Here is a 17,310-nt window from a genome sequence, read left to right on the forward strand (position 1 = left end):
GGCTAATATATTCCAGAGTTTACCAAATATTCCTCCACGAGAAAGAACACCTGTGTTAACTTCAGGTATAATTTACAAAATTACTCTTAATAAATTTTATTTTGGCACAATATATATGGGATGTTGTAATTATCACTTCTTTATGTTCTGTATAAAAACATTCATCCATACTATAGTGTTTTTAATATGGCAGCTCCTTTTTTTAATGTTGTTTCGTTTTTTGCAAAACAAACACGTATTTGTTTATAATCTTCGTTATTCGCATTAAAAACAGAAGTTGGTATGGTTGCGACCTGATATTGTTTTGTGAGACGTTCTGCAAAAGCTACATCATTTTCGGTCGAAATTTTAGAAAAATCTAATAACTGAAAATAGGTTCCATGCGATGGAACTATTTTAAAGCGTGCATCTTTCAATTCATTTATAAAAAAATCCCTCTTTTTTTGGTAAAATGATGAAAGCCCTAAATAATGATCGGGATCTTTCATATAAGTGGCCAATGCTTTTTGAACAGGATGATTTACAGAAAAAACGTTGAATTGATGTACCTTTTGAAACTCTCTCATTAAAGCTTGAGGGGCTACACAATATCCAACCTTCCATCCAGTATTATGAAATGTTTTTCCAAACGATGCCGTAATAAAAGTACGTTGAGATAGCTTCGGAAAACGTGCAGCGCTTTGATGGATGTTTCCGTCGAATATAATATGTTCGTACACTTCATCACTTAATACAATTAAATCATGTCTTACTGCCAATGCTTCCAACTGAAGCATATCGTCTTCAGAAAAAAGCATTCCCGACGGATTGTGAGGGGAGTTAACAATAATCATTTTAGTTCGTTCTGTAATTTTCTTTGCTACTAAATTCCAATCGGGTTTATAGGCTGGGGCTTGTAATTGCACCGGGACTATGTTCCCACCCATAAGCTTAATTGAAGGTGCATAACAATCGTATGCTGGAGTAAAAATAATTACCTCTTCACCTTTATTAACTACTGCGGTAATTGCCGTAAAGATCGCTTGCGTAGCACCTGCAGTGATCGTAATTTCTGAATTGGGTGCGTACGCCTTTTTATACAAGAGTTGGTATTTTTTAGAAATTTCTTTTAAAAGATCGGTGTCCCCTGCCATAGGTGCATATTGATTATACCCATCTTTCATAGCGTGTGATACCAATTCAATGAGATAGGGGTCACTTTCAAAATCAGGAAACCCCTGTGAAAGATTGACGGCACCGTGTTCTTTTGCCAGTTGACTCATTACTGAAAATATACTTGTCTCGGTTTGAGGAAGTTTAGAAGTGATCATAAAAAGTGATAATGTTAAAGTGTCGACAAAACACAATTAAATACGATTTTAAGCTAATTTCAAGAAAATGTGTATCTTAGTGCCTCCCCGTGAATCCATTAACCTCATTAACCAATGAAGAAATATAGGTATTTCTTATTGATTTTTACGCTATCTTACTCGTTAGCCGCGCAAAACTTTCAAGGCACAGAAAATGGTGGTTCAGCGTATACTGGTTTAAACGTTGAACACTTTCGTCAACGTATCGATTCTTCCAATAATTATTATTTAGATGGCGACTACCGTAAATCGATTGAGATTAATTTCGATTTTTTAAAAGATGCTTTTACTTCAGAAAATCCATATTATATCCACCAAGGATATCGGTTATTAGGGAAAAATTATGCCGCCATGAAAGATACGATTTTGGCGAAGGAGAGTTTTGAAAAATCTGAAAAATACGCCATAGAATCGAAGAATGATACCGCAATGGCGCTTACCTATATGGACTTTGCAAGTTTTTATGCTACCCACTTGCAAAATTATAAGAAGGCTTTTTTATATAATGATAGGTCTATACAATTATTTGAAAAAATTAAAGACTCTAGTGGTTTAGGGAGAGCGTACTACAACATGATCGTCACAGCCATGGATGCAAAAGAATACAAAACCGCTTATTTGCACCTTATAAAAGCCCGGAAATTAAATAAGTTTGAAGATCACAGTTCTTTTAGTATTGGTTTAGACTATTTTTTGGGAGAATATTACGCCCAAAAAAGCAACTATGAAATGGCCGATAAATATTTTATTAAAGCTATTAATACTGCGGAAGCAGAAGGCCTTACAGTCGAACTTGAAAAAATATATAAATACTATAGTGAAAGTCTCTACAACCAAGGAAAAATAGAAGAAGCTTATGCCGCACGTAAAAAATTAGAAGGGTATATAAATGCTAATTATGAAAAAATAAAATCCCTTGAAACTGAAGCCCTCTCTGCTAAATTTCAGGTTTCTGAATATCGTAAGGACGCAAAAGCAGCAGAACTTCAATCTGAATTACAAGCACAAGTTGCTGAAAATAAATCGAAGCTAAATACATTCCTTATAATTGTTTCAACTTGCTTCTTATTGATTTTTGTTGGATTATTTTTTGCTTACCGAAAACGAAAAGAATTGGTAAAAGAATTGCGCATTAAGAACCAAGAGGCACTAAAGGCAAAAGAAACATCTGAACAATTATCGAAAGCCAAAACTAATTTCTTCTCTACTGTAAGTCACGAGTTACGAACGCCATTATATGGAGTAATTGGACTAAGTACAATTTTGCTCGAAGATAAATCTTTAAAAAAGCATGAAAGCGATTTAAAATCGTTAAAATTTTCTGCAGATTATCTGCTTGCTTTAATTAATGATGTGCTTCAGATCAATAAGATAGATTCAAAAAAGATAGATGATGAACATACTTCTTTTAATATTCGAGATTTAATACGTACGATTGTTTCTTCATTTGAATACATGCGCCTTCAGAATAAAAATAATATTATCGTACATATTTCAGAAAACATCCCACAACTTATAGAAGGAAATTCGGTACGCTTATCTCAAATTTTAATGAATTTGATTGGGAATGCTTGTAAATTTACTGAAAGTGGAGACATCTATGTTATTGCAGAGTTGGAGCAAATAACCGAAAGTTCTGCAACAATTCGGTTTTATGTTAAGGATACAGGAATTGGTATTCCTAAAGAAAAACAAGACACAATTTTTGAAGAATTTTCACAAGCTAATTCTGTTAATTATAATTATCAAGGTACTGGTTTAGGCTTACCTATTGTAAAGAAATTACTGTCACTCTCCAATTCAGAAATCGCATTAGAAAGTGAACCAGGAATGGGATCACTTTTTTCATTCTCTCTTACTTATGATGTAAACCAAAAAGTAGCAGTCGAAAGCGGAGGACCAACACTTCTAGATTATGCAACTCTAGTTGCCAAAAGAATTTTAATTGTAGACGACAATAGAATTAATCAAACTGTTACCAAAAAAATTCTTGAAAAGAATAATATGATTTGCAGTATTGCAGAAAATGGAGAGCAAGCAATTCATAGCGTTCGAGAAAATGAATATGACCTAGTTCTCATGGATATTAATATGCCCTTAAAAAATGGAATGGAAGCCACACGTGAGATTCGAGAATTTAACACCAAAATCCCTATAGTAGCCCTTACTGCTGTGGAAGTGGAAGAAATGCGTAACAAAATTTTTGACTCTGGAATGAACGACATTATCGTAAAACCCTATGATGTAAAGAAATTTATTCAAACCATTTTAAAAAATATTCCAAGTCCGCCCAAGGATAAAAAGGAAGTAAAAGATAAGTCGCACTTGCGAGCAGTATAACCTGCATGATATCTCTGATAACACATTAATTTAATGAAAAAAAGAATTAAGAAAATTCTCTCTGCGCTCGGCTTATTTACCATTGCCCGAAAAACTTACCAAAAACCCATAATAAAAAAATATAAAGGAAGTAAAGATTGGGCACTACCCATTAAAGAATTAGACTTAAAGTATAGTACTTTAGATTCCTATTCATGGAGTTGGTTTTATCCACGTTATACCAATGGAAAAATCCATGAGCCTGTAGCCACAAAAATCTTTATAAATGAAATACATCCCGAAAGTACCGTGTTAGACATTGGTGCACATCTTGGGTATTTCACCTGTATTGCAGGAAAGTTAGCTTCTAAAGGCAAAGTTCATGCTTTTGAAGTTGACCCTAAATGTATTCAGCTAATTAATAAAAACATTGCTATTAATTCCCTTAATTCCATTACAGTACATAATGTTGGGGTATCAGATCGAGAAGAAATTGTGAGAATTCAAAAACTTGAAAAACCAAATCCTGGTTTAATCATAAACTCAAAATCTACCGCAAACTTTATTGAAATTTCTAGTATAACAATAGATGATTTTCTTTCACAACATAAATTAACACCCAACTTTATAAAGATTGACGTAGAAGGCGCTGAAGAAAAAGTATTAAGAGGAATGGAGAATACTCTTAAACAAAAACATCTTACTCTTCTTTTAGAAATCCATGTAGATCTATTAAAGAATCATTTTAATACAGATTATAGGGATATTATTAAGCTATTGCGTCATCATAATTTTAAAATTGAAAATATAGATCATCGATTAACCAAAAGCACTTACGGTGCCGTTAATGAGAGCTCTGTTCTAAAAGGAAACACGATGATTTTGTGTAAAAAGTAATGTTTATAAAATGTAAAAACCCGATCATAAATGATCGGGTTTTTTTATCTAAAATAGTTTTAATCTTTTATCCTTGAAGGCTTGCTTTTAAGTACTCTCGGTTCATTCTAGCTATATTCTCTAGTGAAATTCCCTTAGGGCATTCTATTTCACATGCTCCAGTATTGGTGCAATTTCCGAAACCTTCTTTATCCATTTGTTCGACCATATTTAAAACACGAGTAGCTGCCTCAACTTGTCCTTGAGGTAAAAGTGCATATTGAGACACTTTTGCTGAAGTAAATAACATCGCACTCGCATTTTTACAAGCTGCAACACAAGCCCCACAACCTATACAGGTAGCAGCATAAAAAGCATCATCTGCATTTTCTTTTTGTACTGGAGTAGCATTTGCGTCGATTGTATTTCCTGAGGTATTTACAGAAACATATCCACCAGCCTGTTGAATTCTATCGAAAGAACTTCGATCGACCATTAAATCTTTAATTACAGGAAACGCCTTTGCTCTAAATGGCTCAATAACAATCGTATCACCATCATTAAACATTCGCATGTGTAATTGGCATGTAGTTACTAATCTGTCGGGTCCGTGGGGTTCACCGTTGATTTGTAACGAGCAGCTTCCGCAGATACCCTCTCGACAATCATGATCGAACACTACAGGCTCTTCCCCCTTGTTGATAAGGTCTTCGTTTAAAACATCCAGCATTTCAAGAAAAGACATATCTCCTTCTATATCCTCAATAGGATAGGTTTTCATACTTCCTTTTGCTGTGGCGTTCGCTTGTCGCCAAATTTTTAAGGTTAATTTCATAGCTTCTTATTTATACGAACGTGTTTTCAATTCAATATTTTCAAAGACAAGATCTTCTTTATGCAAAACGGCATCTTTTGGCTCTCCTTTGTATTCCCAAGCAGCAACATATTTAAAGTTTTCATCGTCTCTTAACGCTTCTCCTTGTTGTTCTCCACTTGTCTCTACACTTTCTTCACGATAGTGTCCACCTGCAGATTCATTTCGATGCAATGCATCTTTTGCAAATAACTCCCCTAATTCAAGGAAGTCGGCAACACGTCCTGCTTTTTCTAATTCCGGATTCATGCTATCTGCATTTCCTGGAACCTTTACATTCGCCCAAAAATCTTTTCGTAATTCAGCAATTTCTGAAATCGCTTCAGTAAGACCTTGTGCATTTCTGGACATCCCACATTTGTTCCACATAATCTTTCCTAGGCGTTTGTGGTAATAATCTACAGAATGTTGTCCAGAAGCATTCAGTAATTTATGAATTCTATCTTTTACATCTTTCTCTACCACATCGAACTCTGGGCTATTAGTTGGTATTTTTCCGGTTCTAATATCATTAGAAAGGTAATCCCCAATAGTATAAGGAAGTACAAAGTATCCATCGGCCAATCCTTGCATTAATGCACTCGCTCCAAGTCTGTTTGCACCATGATCACTAAAGTTAGCTTCTCCTGCACAATAGCAACCTTCGATAGTAGTTTGTAAATTATAATCTACCCATAACCCACCCATTGTGTAGTGTACCGCAGGATAAATCATCATGGGAGTTTTATACGGATTTTCATCCACGATTTTTTCATACATCTGAAAAAGATTTCCGTATTTATTTTCGATTACATCTCGACCTAAATCGTACACTTCTTGTTCAGTTGGATTATTATTTCCATGAATAAGTGCTTCTTCTTTTCCGTAGCGTTCTATGGCGCTTGCAAAATCAAGATATACAGCCTCTCCCGTTTTATTTACACCAAATCCAGCATCGCAACGTTCTTTTGCAGCTCTAGAGGCAACATCCCGTGGCACTAGGTTTCCGAAGGCAGGGTAACGACGTTCTAAATAGTAATCTCTTTCTTCTTCGGAAAGGTCTGTAGGTTTCTTTTTACCTTGTTGTATTGCTTCAGCATCTTCTTTTTTCTTAGGCACCCAAATACGACCGTCATTTCTAAGAGATTCAGACATTAACGTCAATTTACTTTGGTGGTCTCCCGATACCGGAATACATGTTGGATGAATCTGCGTATAACAAGGGTTTGCCATAAATGCACCACGTCTGTGGGCTTTCCAAGCTGCTGTGACGTTACTACCCATTGCATTTGTACTTAAATAAAATACATTTCCGTACCCTCCCGTAGCAAGAACTACTGCATGTGCAGAATGGCGTTCAATTTCTCCGGTAACTAAATTTCGGGCGATAATTCCTCTCGCCTTTCCATTAATCTTTACAATATCGAGCATTTCATGGCGATTAAATGGTTCAATCTTACCACGATTTATCTGACGGTTCATCGCCGAATAAGCTCCTAATAATAGTTGTTGTCCTGTTTGTCCTTTTGCATAAAACGTTCTAGAAACTAAAACACCTCCAAAAGAACGGTTGTCTAAAAGCCCACCATACTCACGGGCAAAAGGGACACCTTGTGCTACACATTGATCAATAATATTTGCTGAAACTTCAGCCAAACGATACACATTCGATTCTCTCGATCTGTAATCGCCTCCTTTTACAGTATCATAAAATAAACGGTAATTACTATCACCATCTCCTTGATAATTCTTTGCCGCATTAATTCCTCCCTGCGCTGCAATAGAGTGAGCACGACGTGGTGAATCTTGATAGCAGAAAGTTTTTACATTATAACCCAGTTCTGCGAGCGTTGCTGCTGCACTTCCTCCAGCGAGACCAGTTCCAACAACGATAATATCAATATTTCGTTTATTGGCAGGATTTACAAGGTTGATGTTATTTTTATGGTTTGTCCACTTATCGGCTAAGGGGCCTTCAGGTATTTTTGCATCTAATGTCGACATAGCTTTGCTTTTTAGTGGGGTAATTGGTTAAAATGATGGTACAGCGCAATGAAAATAAAACCTGCAGGAATTAGTATCGCATAAAGCTTTGTAAAACCTTGAAGCGCTTTCGAATATTTATTATTAAATCCAACACTCTGAAATGAGGAAGCAAATCCATGCCACAGGTGAAACATTAATAAAACGAAAGCAAGACAATACAATCCAGTTCGTACGGGACTCTCAAACTTGTGCACTAACTCAATAAAATAACGATCTTCAACCGCTTCTTTAACATCAACATATTTATAAACAATCTCTGGAACCCAAAAATCATAGAAGTGAAGTCCTAAGAACGCTAAAATTACTAATCCAGAAATAATCATATTTCGAGAAGCCCAAGTAGAGTTTTTACTCCCCTTATAAGATTTGTAACTAATTGCACGTGCATTGCGATTCTGAATTTCAAGCACAATTCCCATTACAAAGTGAAAGATTACTCCCAATATTAATACTGGCTGTAACACAAACTGCACCAACCCATTAGTCCCCATAAAATGAGACCAATTATTGAACGTTTCAGGATCAATAACAGATGATAGATTAATGGTAAAATGTTGTGCAAGGAAAAAAACAAGAAATAAGCCAGAAAGCGCCATGGCAACTTTTTTGGCTATTGAAGCGGATAATATTCCCATTATGGTTTTATTTCAAAATTTTAGTGACACAAAAATACGCCACACGAGGGCTAATGCCAAATTTTATGTTTTGTTTTATTGGTTCTTGCGATAATTAAAAATTATTCTAAATACGAGAATGATGAATCTAATCATTCTAATGTAGCTATACGTTAAACCAAATTGGTTATTTCACTTCGAAGTCTGTTTCTATTGTTCCCCCATTAAGCATAACAGACACTTTGTATTCTCCCTTCGGAATATAATACTTCTCATTTTGTGCTTTACGCACCTCAACTTCTTTCTTTTCCAGTTCCTTCCTACCTTTGTCTGAAACAGTTAAATCGTATGAGATTACATTAATCCCTTTAGCTACTTCGGAAGTAAACTGTTGTATTGTTTTTCCTTCTTCAGAAAGCACTTTAATCGTTGCCTTTCCTGAAGCAGGAGCAAAGATCTGAAGCTGCACCGAAGGCTCAAAGGTTTCATACCACTGTCCAAAACTACTTCCCCAACGTCTCGATGCTTGCACATCATCTATCGCCGCAATTTTCAGGGTATTACTAGCAGAACCCTTCATTTCTTGAATTAATGATACGTCGGCAATATAAATAGAGCGACCATGTGTTCCAAGAACCAAATCCTTTTCACGCTCTTGAACGACCAGGTCATGCACTGCTACATGTGGCAATCCTTCAGAAAATGCTTCCCAAGTTTGTCCTTGATCGAAAGAAACATAAGCTGCATTGTCGGTACCTAAATATAATACTTGATCGTTCTCAGGGTCTTCTCGAATCACATTAACGGGAGATGCTGGTAGCGTATTGCCAATATTTTTCCAAGTAGTACCATAATTTTCACTCACATATACATACGCTTTAAAATCGTCCCATCGATATCCATTTAAAGTAACATATACTCGTTCTTTTTTATGTTCAGAAGCAATTACTCTACTTACCCACAGGTCTTTTGGAAATGTTCCTGAAATAGTTGTCCAATTGCTTCCGCCATTCTTAGACACATGCAACATTCCGTCGTCACTTCCCGCATATAATAATCCAAATTGAAATGGAGATTCACTTATACTTGTAAGGGTTCCGTAAGCTACATTTCCAGGCTTTCCTCCTTGGGTAAGGTCTCCTGAGATCGCTTCCCAATCGTCTCCTTTATTTAAACTTCGCATTAATTTGTTTCCACCAAAATATAAAATATCTTGGTTATGTGAGCTCAATAAAATTGGAGTTTGCCAGTTAAAACGATACGGACTTTCCCCTAACTCATGTTTGGGTTGTATATAGGTGTTTTCTTCGGAAGCGCGATCGAGACGGAAATAATTTCCGAATTGAAATCCAGTGTATACCACGTCACTATTTCTAGTGTCGATCTGAATCTGCATACCATCGCCACCCATGATCGACTCGTAGGGATACTGCCCACTCTGATGCCAGCTCTTATCCTCCTCATGATTGTGAGGACCTACCCAAACCCCGTTATCTTGTAGTCCTCCATAAATATTATAAGGAGTCTCGTTGTCTACATTAATTGCATAAAATTGCCCTACTGAAGGTGCGTTATTTTTAATCCAACTTGCACCATCGTCGTAACTAATATTCACCCCTCCATCGTTTCCATCGATTAAATGACCTGGAAGATTTGGATTTATCCATAACGCATGATGATCGGCATGAACATTTTCAGCACTAATAGATTCAAAGGTTTTTCCACCATCTTTCGATTTCACAATAGGAACCCCATAAATATAAATGGTGTTAGAATCGTAAGGAGCAACGTGGATCTTTCCGAAATAATACCCATATGAATAATAAATATCATCCAAATATCCGTCGTGGGTTTTACTCCAACTTTTTCCGCCATCGGTACTTTTGTAAACTTCAGCTCCAATTACGGGTGTATCGAACAACATAGAATTTGCATCTTCTAAATAGGTAGCAAGATCAATAGGTTTTACTGCTCCACTCCGTACCATATTTTTTACATTCTCTGCTTTATATTTTTCTTGAAAATTATTATTCCGAAGAAATTGTTTCAATTTATTATTATCTAATGCTAAAAATTGAGCAGAAGACATCTTTTTAAAATCTTCCTTCTGAAGCATTTCATCATTATTTTTTTCTTTTCCTTTAGGTCTTCTATCTTGATTATCTACAACCGCATAAATGGTGCTTTCATTAACAACCGCTAGTCCAATCCTTCCAGCTCCTTCGCCCGAAGGAAATCCGCTTCCAGTGACTGAAACTTTAGTCCAGCTACTTCCAGCATCGGTACTTTTATAGATCGCACTTCCCATTCCGCTTCCTCGAAAATTCCATGCTTTTCTATCTTTATCCCACGAAGAAGCATATATAAGATTAAAGTTATTGGGATCCACATCCATTTCAATAATCCCCGATCTATTATCCACGAACAAAGTTTTATTCCAGGTCGAACCTCCATCTATAGTTTTATAAACCCCTCTTTCACTATTCTCAGAATACAGATGCCCCACCGAACTTACCACTAGTTCTTTTGGATTATTTGGGTTAATTAAAATCTTACTAATATGATGACTGTCTGTAAGACCCATGTTATTCCATGTCTTTCCGTTATCGGTTGATTGCAATAAACCTATGCCAGCATAACTAGAGCGAGATGCGTTCACCTCTCCTGTTCCTACCCAAATAGTATTCGTGCTCCAATCTACGGCAAGACTTCCCACATTTTGTGTTAGACTAGTGTCTAGTATAGGTGTAAATGTCGTCCCATTATTTTTTGTATGCCACACACCACCACTCGCATAACCAACATAAAATTCCACTGGATTTTTTGGATTCACTGCGAAATCTACTACACGTCCACTCATGACGGTAGGACCCACATTTTTAAATGGAAGATTCTTTACAAGGGAATTATCTTTAAATGTTTGAAGAAGATCGAGTGCTTTCTCAGCTTCAGAGGGAGAGGTTGGTACTTGTTGAGAAAATACGCTAATTGATAAAATTGCGACAAATAAGGTCAGGTACAGTTTCATAGTTGTTGGTTTGGTGGCTGAAATTACTGAAATACCGCTGTTCTGCAAAATTTTAGTTTTGTATTAACTCCCTTTGACATAAATTCTAGTAATTTTGAGTAAAATATCAAATAAACACTATGAAATATCATCCAATCGATAGCAAATTATATGTAAAAAACCGTAAAAATTTCATGGCTCAAATGGAGTCTAAGAGTATTGCGGTGTTTAACAGCAACGATATTTATCCAATTAGTGCCGATAGTACCATGCCTTTTCAACAAGCAAGGGATATTTTATATTTAAGCGGCGTAGATCAAGAAGAAAGCATGCTGGTTTTGTTTCCAGATGCACCCGATAAAAAACATCGTGAAATCTTATTTGTACGTGAAACCAACGATCATATCGCTGTGTGGGAAGGTGAGAAATTAACTAAAGAACGTGGATACGAAGTAAGCGGTATTAAAAATGTGCAATGGCTAAAAGACTTCGATAAGATCTTTTATGAAATTATGACGCAAGCCGAAACCATCTACTTTAACACTAACGAACATTACCGGGCCAATGTAGAAACTGAAACCCGAGAAGATCGTTTTATTAAAAAAACCAAAGCTAAGTTTCCAGCGCATCGCTGGGCGAAGAGCAATCCAATTTTGCAACGTTTGCGTTCGGTAAAAGATCCTATTGAGCTCGAAATTATGCAGCAAGCATGTGACATTACTGAAAAAGGTTTCCGTCGCGTCTTAGATTTTGTAAAACCTGAGGTATGGGAGTATGAAATTGAGGCAGAATTCATGCATGAATTTCTTAGAAATCGCTCCAAAGGGTTTGCATATACTCCCATCATTGCTAGCGGAAACAATGCTAATGTATTACACTATATTGAAAACAATCAGCAATGTCAAGCAGGTGATCTCATCTTAATGGACGTGGGTGCCGAATATGCAAATTATAGTAGCGACATGTCTCGTACCATTCCGGTTAGTGGAAAATTTACTAAACGACAACGCGAAGTATACGATGCGGTAAACAGAGTTAAAAATAAAGCTACAAAAATGTTAGTCCCGGGTGCGTATTGGAAAGAATACCATGTTGAAGTCGGCAAGTTAATGACTTCAGAGTTATTAGGATTAGGCTTATTAGATAAAGCGGACGTTAAAAATGAAGATCCGGATTGGCCAGCATACAAAAAATATTTTATGCATGGTACTTCACACCATATTGGGCTTGATACACACGACTATGGAATTCTATGGGAGAAAATGGAAGCCAATCAAGTATTTACTGTAGAACCGGGAATCTATATACCTGCTGAAGGCTTCGGAATTAGACTTGAAGACGATTTAGTTATTCAAGATAAGGGAGAACCATTTAATTTAATGCGTAATATCCCAATTGAAGCTGAAGAGATTGAAGATCTCATGAATGGATAAATCAATTTAGCACCATACGTTTATCTGAATAAATTTCAGAAAACAAATAGTTTAAACGCCATTTAGAAGATAATTTTTCGTGTATTTCGAAACGGTTTATGAATGTTTCGTGACGTATTTAAGCACCTAAGTTTGCAGATAATATTAACTAGAAACTCTGTTTAATACTAATTTTGTAACAGTAAATTCAGCGTTCTATTTAGAATTTTGCAATGTTTTTAGTCATTTTTAATTCTATTGATTAGTAATTCGATTAAACTTTACCGCTTTCATTTTCTTTGAGCTTTTTTAAACTTATCTATTATAAATACACTATAAATCATAATTAATAAACCTATAATCATCGTAGTATAATGTAAAATTTTATAATCAGATAAAATTGTCATTCCCAGTGTTGAAAGTGTCATTCCAATTATAAATAAAGTTTGTCCTTTGTTTTTTTTCATTTTTTGTTAAGTTTATATTCAATTGATTAGTATCGTACTTTAATCATTTGTTACTGTTCATCTCGTCTTTAAAATGTGTAGAACTATTTTATATGAAGGTAAAAGACAATAATGTAACGAAGTATTTAAGTGATAATCCTTGGGAAACCGAGTTGTCGCAACTTCGTGATTTGGCACTAACATGTGGATTAACTGAATCTTTTAAATGGCGTCAACCTTGTTATAGTTTTCATGGAAAGAATATCGTAATTTTAGGGAGCTTTAAATCGTATTGTATTATTAGTTTTTTTAAGGGAGTATTATTAAAAGATGATAAAAGTCTTCTCAAAAAACCTGGTAAAAATACGCGCTCGGGACGAATTATTCCCTTTACAAATGTGGAGGAAATTTTAACGCTTGAAACTACTTTAAAAGCATATATCCAAGAAGCAATCGAAGTAGAGAAAGCGGGTACGAAAATCCCATGTAATACAGGTGAAAATACTCCAATCCCTGAAGAGCTTTCTTCACTTATGAAAGAGGATGCTACCTTTAAAAAAGCGTTCTTTAACTTAACACCAGGACGCCAAAGAGGATACTTGATTTATTTTTCTGGAGCGAAGCAATCTAAAACACGTGCCTCGAGAATTAAAAAATATAAAGAACAAATTATAGATGGCTTCGGATTTCATGATTGCACTTGTGGACTTACGCAAAAACCTCCCAATTGTGATGGTTCTCACAAAAAGCTTCAAAAACAATAATTACTTTACAGCAGAAGGGTTAAGCTTCAAAAATAAATTTATTCCCACCAAAACTAGTAATGCAGGTATTACCCAGCCCAAACTTGAATTTGATAAGGGAATAATGGATTGTATTTTATCTAAACTTCCTTCAGAAACAAAAAACTGTAGAAAATCTGGTATGCTAAATAAAATTGTCACAAGGGTAACCCCTCTAAAAACAGCTTTCGAAGCAAATCGTTTTGGGATCGCATTTAAGAGTATAAGTACAATGGTTATTGGATAAATAAACATTAAGGCGGGCAACGCTATATCTATAATATACCCTACATTAAATTGCCCCACAACAACACCTAAAATACAACCTAAGATTGCAGTAATGGTGTAAGCGAGCTGAGAATCTCGAGTAATTCCTTTTACGAAATCAGCTGTTCCTGTAACAATCCCTACCGCAGTGGTGAAACAGGCTAAAGCCACTAACACCGAAAGAAATGCTGTACCGATCGACCCCAATGTATTCGTACTTAAAAGTGTTAATAATTGTGTTCGATTCTCGATAACTGCAAGTTCACTATTTAATGCTCCTAGTACGATAAGACCTCCATAAATAATAAACAGCCCAAATCCAGCAAGAATTCCAGCGCGGGCGATCATCCGTTTTTTTTCTTCGTAATTAAATTTCCCTTGCAATGCTAGAGAAATCACAATTACACCTCCAACTACAACACCTCCAATCGCATCGAAAGTTTGATACCCCTCTAGAATTCCAGCAGTAAAAGCATTTTCAAAAATGGAAGTTCGCATGGGCGGAACCTCAGCAAAAATACCAATGCCTATAATAAACAATAAGATAAGGATGATAAGGGGAGTTAGAAATTTTCCGATGAGACTAATTATTTTAGTTCTATTAAGAGCAAACACCAGTACCAATGTGAAATAAAAGACACTTAACCATAAAGATGAGAGTTCAAAATAGGGTTGGATCGCCATTTCATAAGTTACCGAAGCTGTTCTTGGAGAGGGTAGCGAAATTGAAATGGCATACACAATTATTGCATAAATTAATGCAAATGTCGGCGATACATTTTTTGCGAAATCGAGCAAGGTTCCTTGCAGTCTGGCGTGTCCATAAATAGCAAGGATAGGAATTATTACGGCAGATAAAGCGAATCCAATACTTACCCAAATCCATGATGATCCTGCGTTATAGCCTAAAAAAGGAGGGAGAATAAGATTTCCTGCCCCGAAGAATAACGAAAATAGCGCAAAGGCAGTAACTAGGGTTTGCTTAGAAGCGTTCATTTTTAATAAAAATTATAAGTCGAAACATTAAAATAGGTTTTGTGAGATACAAAAAACTATTTTTGAAGTTCCGAATATAGATAAAATGAAGCTACCCTTTCGCAATACCCACCTATTTTATAATTCATATGGTTCTGGACCTGCGGTTGTTCTTTTACATGGTTTCTTAGAAAGTGCCTCTATGTGGGATTTCTTTATTGCAGAATTTTCTAAAAAGTATACTATAATTACAATAGACCTACTTGGTCACGGATCTAGCGGTTCTGTGGGAGAAGTACATTCTATGGAACTCATGGCAGAAGCTGTACATACCGTAATCGAACAATTGAAGCTTCAGTCGTTCGAATTGGTAGGACATTCTATGGGTGGATATGTTGCATTGGCATACATAGAAAAGTATTCGCAATTGGTTTCAAAAATAACATTAATAAATTCTACTCCTTCCGAAGATTCTGAAGAACGAAAAGAAAACAGAACTCGCGCACTTAAAGTAATTCGCACTAATAAGGAAGCTTTTGTTAGTATGGCAATTTCAAATCTTTTTTCTCCAAATGACCGAGTCGATTATGCTTCAGAAATAAAATTTTTAAAAAAAGAAGCCCTACAAATTTCGAAAGAAAGTATTGCTGCTACAATTAAAGGAATGCGGGATCGTAATGACCGGAGTACTATTTTAAGAAAGTTTAATAAGCCGAAGATTATGCTTTGCGGAACTCAAGATCTAATTGTCCCTTTTTTAGAAGCGAAACAAATTGCAACCTATTGTAATTGTACTTTAATCACGCTAAGTGGAGGACATATGAGTTGGATAGAAAATAAGGAAGAACTAATAAATTTTTACTCATAATCGATTTTTTTTGCTTTTTAACGTTCTAATTGTTAAAGTTTTGTTACATTTACGCTCATTTAATCCCCAACTGATGAAAAACTCCACTCACAACCCTCGATTTTCTGTTTTTAGTATTGTATGCAACACTTTTGGTCACAATTATCGTGAGACCCGAAAAATCACAAATCATATTAGTGAATTTAAATGCTCACACTGTGGCTGTGAAGTGACCAACAACTTTTCTGGAAGTTTCGAGCCGCTCACCGAAAAATACAAACAGGCTAATGCTTCTCTTAATTTATTTTATAAAAGAAAAATGCGCCGAGTGACCACAACAGCCTAGTTTATCTAGTCTTCTTCAGTAAGTGCATTCCAACCCCTAGCTATAATTGGAATTTTAGTATTAGCTCTTGTAATTAGGTGCATTCCTTCTTTTTCATGAGTCATATGCCCTATTACAGTAAGATGCGGGTTTGCTTTTATCTTCGGAAAATCTTTGGTAGAAACTGTGAATAACAATTCGTAGTCTTCTCCGCCACTTAGAGCAATAGTGGTACTATCCATTTTAAATTCTTCACAGGTAGCAATAACTTGTGGGTCTAATGGTATTTTATCTTCATATAGATTACATCCAACATTCGAACTTTTGCATAAGTGAATTACTTCAGAGGAAAGTCCGTCACTAATATCTATCATCGAAGTAGGTTTCACGTCTAATTCACTTAAAAGCAAAGGAATATCTTTTCTCGCCTCAGGTTTTAGTTGACGTTCTACCAAGTATGAGTACGGTTCAAGGTCTGGCTGCGCGTTTGGATTTACTTTAAAAACTTGCTTTTCCCGTTCTAGTATTTGCAATCCTAGGTAAGCAGCACCCAAATCACCAGTTACAACTAATAGATCGTTTTCTTTGGCACCGTTTCTATAGGTAATTTTTTCTTCGGAAACGGTTCCAATAGCAGAAATGCTTATTACTAAACCCGTTGTTGAAGATGTTGTATCACCTCCTATTACGTCAACTTTATAATGCTCGCAGGCAGTAGTAATTCCTGCGTATAGTTCTTCTAAGGCCTCTACTGGAAATCGATTCGATACTGCAATAGACACAGTAATTTGTGATGGTAGTGCATTCATAGCATATACATCAGAAAGATTCACCATTACCGCTTTGTACCCTAAATGTTTTAAAGGCATATAGCTAAGATCAAAATGAACTCCTTCCACCAGCATATCTGTGGTAACCACAAGCTGTTTTCCTTCTTCTGGATCAAGCACAGCTGCATCGTCTCCAATCCCCTTTACAGTGGTTTTATTTTGTATCTTAAAGTGCTTCGTTAAATGATCGATGAGACCAAACTCACCAAGGCTAGAGATACTTGTATTTTCAGAATCTTTATTTTCAAACATATAGAATTGTCTTATCTTGCAAAAATAAGAGTATCCTATTAAAAAGACTTACTATTTTTGTAGTATAATAGGGTATTTTTTTTCTGCTGAAATATCGCTGTAAGTTTAGC

Annotated in this window: 14 protein-coding genes; 6 read left to right on the forward strand and 8 right to left on the reverse strand. The window is 35.8% G+C overall.

What is annotated here, in order from left to right; genetic code table 11:
* Positions 1-170: 170 nt before the first annotated feature.
* Positions 171-1,310, reverse strand: a complete 1,140-nt coding sequence (locus tag ULVI_RS04790) for a methionine aminotransferase (protein ID WP_068590281.1) — start codon at positions 1,308-1,310, stop codon at positions 171-173.
* Positions 1,311-1,424: 114 nt separating this feature from the next.
* Between ULVI_RS04790 and ULVI_RS04795 the strand changes: the two genes are divergently transcribed.
* Entirely contained in the window at positions 1,425-3,689 is a 2,265-nt protein-coding gene (locus ULVI_RS04795; RefSeq protein ID WP_068590283.1) for a tetratricopeptide repeat-containing hybrid sensor histidine kinase/response regulator, read from the forward strand.
* A 33-nt stretch (positions 3,690-3,722) separates the two neighbouring features.
* Complete coding sequence (locus ULVI_RS04800; RefSeq protein WP_068590284.1) at positions 3,723-4,565, forward strand: FkbM family methyltransferase; 843 nt, start codon at positions 3,723-3,725, stop codon at positions 4,563-4,565.
* A gap of 67 nt (positions 4,566-4,632) precedes the next feature.
* On the opposite strand, the gene ULVI_RS04805 is transcribed toward ULVI_RS04800, so the two are convergent.
* The 4 genes from ULVI_RS04805 to ULVI_RS04820 all read right to left on the reverse strand — a co-directional run bounded on the left by ULVI_RS04805 (position 4,633) and on the right by ULVI_RS04820 (position 11,085).
* The gene (locus ULVI_RS04805; protein ID WP_068590286.1) at positions 4,633-5,379 is read right to left on the reverse strand and encodes a succinate dehydrogenase/fumarate reductase iron-sulfur subunit; all 747 of its coding nucleotides are present in this window, start codon (positions 5,377-5,379) and stop codon (positions 4,633-4,635) included.
* Between the two features lie 6 nt (positions 5,380-5,385).
* Positions 5,386-7,401, reverse strand: coding sequence for a fumarate reductase/succinate dehydrogenase flavoprotein subunit (locus tag ULVI_RS04810; protein ID WP_068590288.1), 2,016 nt, complete (start codon positions 7,399-7,401; stop codon positions 5,386-5,388).
* Between the two features lie 11 nt (positions 7,402-7,412).
* A complete protein-coding gene (locus ULVI_RS04815) occupies positions 7,413-8,078 on the reverse strand; it encodes a succinate dehydrogenase cytochrome b subunit (protein ID WP_068590290.1) in 666 nt (221 codons plus the stop codon).
* Positions 8,079-8,244: 166 nt separating this feature from the next.
* The gene (locus tag ULVI_RS04820) at positions 8,245-11,085 is read right to left on the reverse strand and encodes a WD40/YVTN/BNR-like repeat-containing protein (protein ID WP_068591390.1); all 2,841 of its coding nucleotides are present in this window, start codon (positions 11,083-11,085) and stop codon (positions 8,245-8,247) included.
* A 119-nt stretch (positions 11,086-11,204) separates the two neighbouring features.
* Here ULVI_RS04820 and ULVI_RS04825 point away from each other — a divergent pair, with 119 nt between their 5' ends.
* Positions 11,205-12,497 (forward strand): aminopeptidase P family protein, encoded by a 1,293-nt coding sequence (locus ULVI_RS04825; protein ID WP_068590292.1) that lies wholly within the window; start codon positions 11,205-11,207, stop codon positions 12,495-12,497.
* A 269-nt stretch (positions 12,498-12,766) separates the two neighbouring features.
* Here ULVI_RS04825 and ULVI_RS15405 read toward each other — a convergent pair whose 3' ends face one another.
* Entirely contained in the window at positions 12,767-12,943 is a 177-nt protein-coding gene (locus tag ULVI_RS15405; RefSeq protein WP_157632568.1) for a hypothetical protein, read from the reverse strand.
* A 92-nt stretch (positions 12,944-13,035) separates the two neighbouring features.
* Between ULVI_RS15405 and ULVI_RS04830 the strand changes: the two genes are divergently transcribed.
* Entirely contained in the window at positions 13,036-13,686 is a 651-nt protein-coding gene (locus ULVI_RS04830; protein WP_068590293.1) for a DUF1801 domain-containing protein, read from the forward strand.
* On the opposite strand, the gene brnQ is transcribed toward ULVI_RS04830, so the two are convergent.
* Positions 13,687-14,967, reverse strand: coding sequence for a branched-chain amino acid transport system II carrier protein (gene brnQ / locus ULVI_RS04835; RefSeq protein ID WP_068590295.1), 1,281 nt, complete (start codon positions 14,965-14,967; stop codon positions 13,687-13,689).
* A gap of 85 nt (positions 14,968-15,052) precedes the next feature.
* On the opposite strand from brnQ, the gene ULVI_RS04840 reads away from it, so the two are divergent.
* The gene (locus tag ULVI_RS04840; RefSeq protein WP_068590297.1) at positions 15,053-15,814 is read left to right on the forward strand and encodes an alpha/beta fold hydrolase; all 762 of its coding nucleotides are present in this window, start codon (positions 15,053-15,055) and stop codon (positions 15,812-15,814) included.
* A gap of 73 nt (positions 15,815-15,887) precedes the next feature.
* Positions 15,888-16,139 carry a hypothetical protein gene (locus tag ULVI_RS15410; RefSeq protein ID WP_157632569.1) on the forward strand — a complete coding sequence of 84 codons (252 nt, stop codon included), beginning with the start codon at positions 15,888-15,890 and terminating at the stop codon, positions 16,137-16,139.
* A 5-nt stretch (positions 16,140-16,144) separates the two neighbouring features.
* Here ULVI_RS15410 and thiL read toward each other — a convergent pair whose 3' ends face one another.
* Positions 16,145-17,200 (reverse strand): thiamine-phosphate kinase, encoded by a 1,056-nt coding sequence (gene thiL / locus ULVI_RS04845; protein WP_068590299.1) that lies wholly within the window; start codon positions 17,198-17,200, stop codon positions 16,145-16,147.
* Between the last annotated feature and the right edge of the window lie 110 nt (positions 17,201-17,310).

The sequence above is a fragment of the Cochleicola gelatinilyticus genome, assembly GCF_001637325.1.
GTDB lineage: Bacteria > Bacteroidota > Bacteroidia > Flavobacteriales > Flavobacteriaceae > Cochleicola > Cochleicola gelatinilyticus.

What these genes read in the sequence shown, in the direction of transcription:
- ULVI_RS04795 (WP_068590283.1), top strand. Translation starts at nt 1,425, where the DNA reads ATGAAGAAATATAGGTATTTCTTATTGATTTTTACGCTATCTTACTCG.
- ULVI_RS04790 (WP_068590281.1), bottom strand. Translation starts at nt 1,310, where the DNA reads ATGATCACTTCTAAACTTCCTCAAACCGAGACAAGTATATTTTCAGTA.
- ULVI_RS04840 (WP_068590297.1), top strand. Translation starts at nt 15,053, where the DNA reads ATGAAGCTACCCTTTCGCAATACCCACCTATTTTATAATTCATATGGT.
- ULVI_RS04805 (WP_068590286.1), bottom strand. Translation starts at nt 5,379, where the DNA reads ATGAAATTAACCTTAAAAATTTGGCGACAAGCGAACGCCACAGCAAAA.
- ULVI_RS04830 (WP_068590293.1), top strand. Translation starts at nt 13,036, where the DNA reads ATGAAGGTAAAAGACAATAATGTAACGAAGTATTTAAGTGATAATCCT.
- thiL (WP_068590299.1), bottom strand. Translation starts at nt 17,200, where the DNA reads ATGTTTGAAAATAAAGATTCTGAAAATACAAGTATCTCTAGCCTTGGT.
- brnQ (WP_068590295.1), bottom strand. Translation starts at nt 14,967, where the DNA reads ATGAACGCTTCTAAGCAAACCCTAGTTACTGCCTTTGCGCTATTTTCG.
- ULVI_RS15410 (WP_157632569.1), top strand. Translation starts at nt 15,888, where the DNA reads ATGAAAAACTCCACTCACAACCCTCGATTTTCTGTTTTTAGTATTGTA.
- ULVI_RS04810 (WP_068590288.1), bottom strand. Translation starts at nt 7,401, where the DNA reads ATGTCGACATTAGATGCAAAAATACCTGAAGGCCCCTTAGCCGATAAG.
- ULVI_RS04800 (WP_068590284.1), top strand. Translation starts at nt 3,723, where the DNA reads ATGAAAAAAAGAATTAAGAAAATTCTCTCTGCGCTCGGCTTATTTACC.
- ULVI_RS15405 (WP_157632568.1), bottom strand. Translation starts at nt 12,943, where the DNA reads ATGAAAAAAAACAAAGGACAAACTTTATTTATAATTGGAATGACACTT.
- ULVI_RS04820 (WP_068591390.1), bottom strand. Translation starts at nt 11,085, where the DNA reads ATGAAACTGTACCTGACCTTATTTGTCGCAATTTTATCAATTAGCGTA.
- ULVI_RS04825 (WP_068590292.1), top strand. Translation starts at nt 11,205, where the DNA reads ATGAAATATCATCCAATCGATAGCAAATTATATGTAAAAAACCGTAAA.
- ULVI_RS04815 (WP_068590290.1), bottom strand. Translation starts at nt 8,078, where the DNA reads ATGGGAATATTATCCGCTTCAATAGCCAAAAAAGTTGCCATGGCGCTT.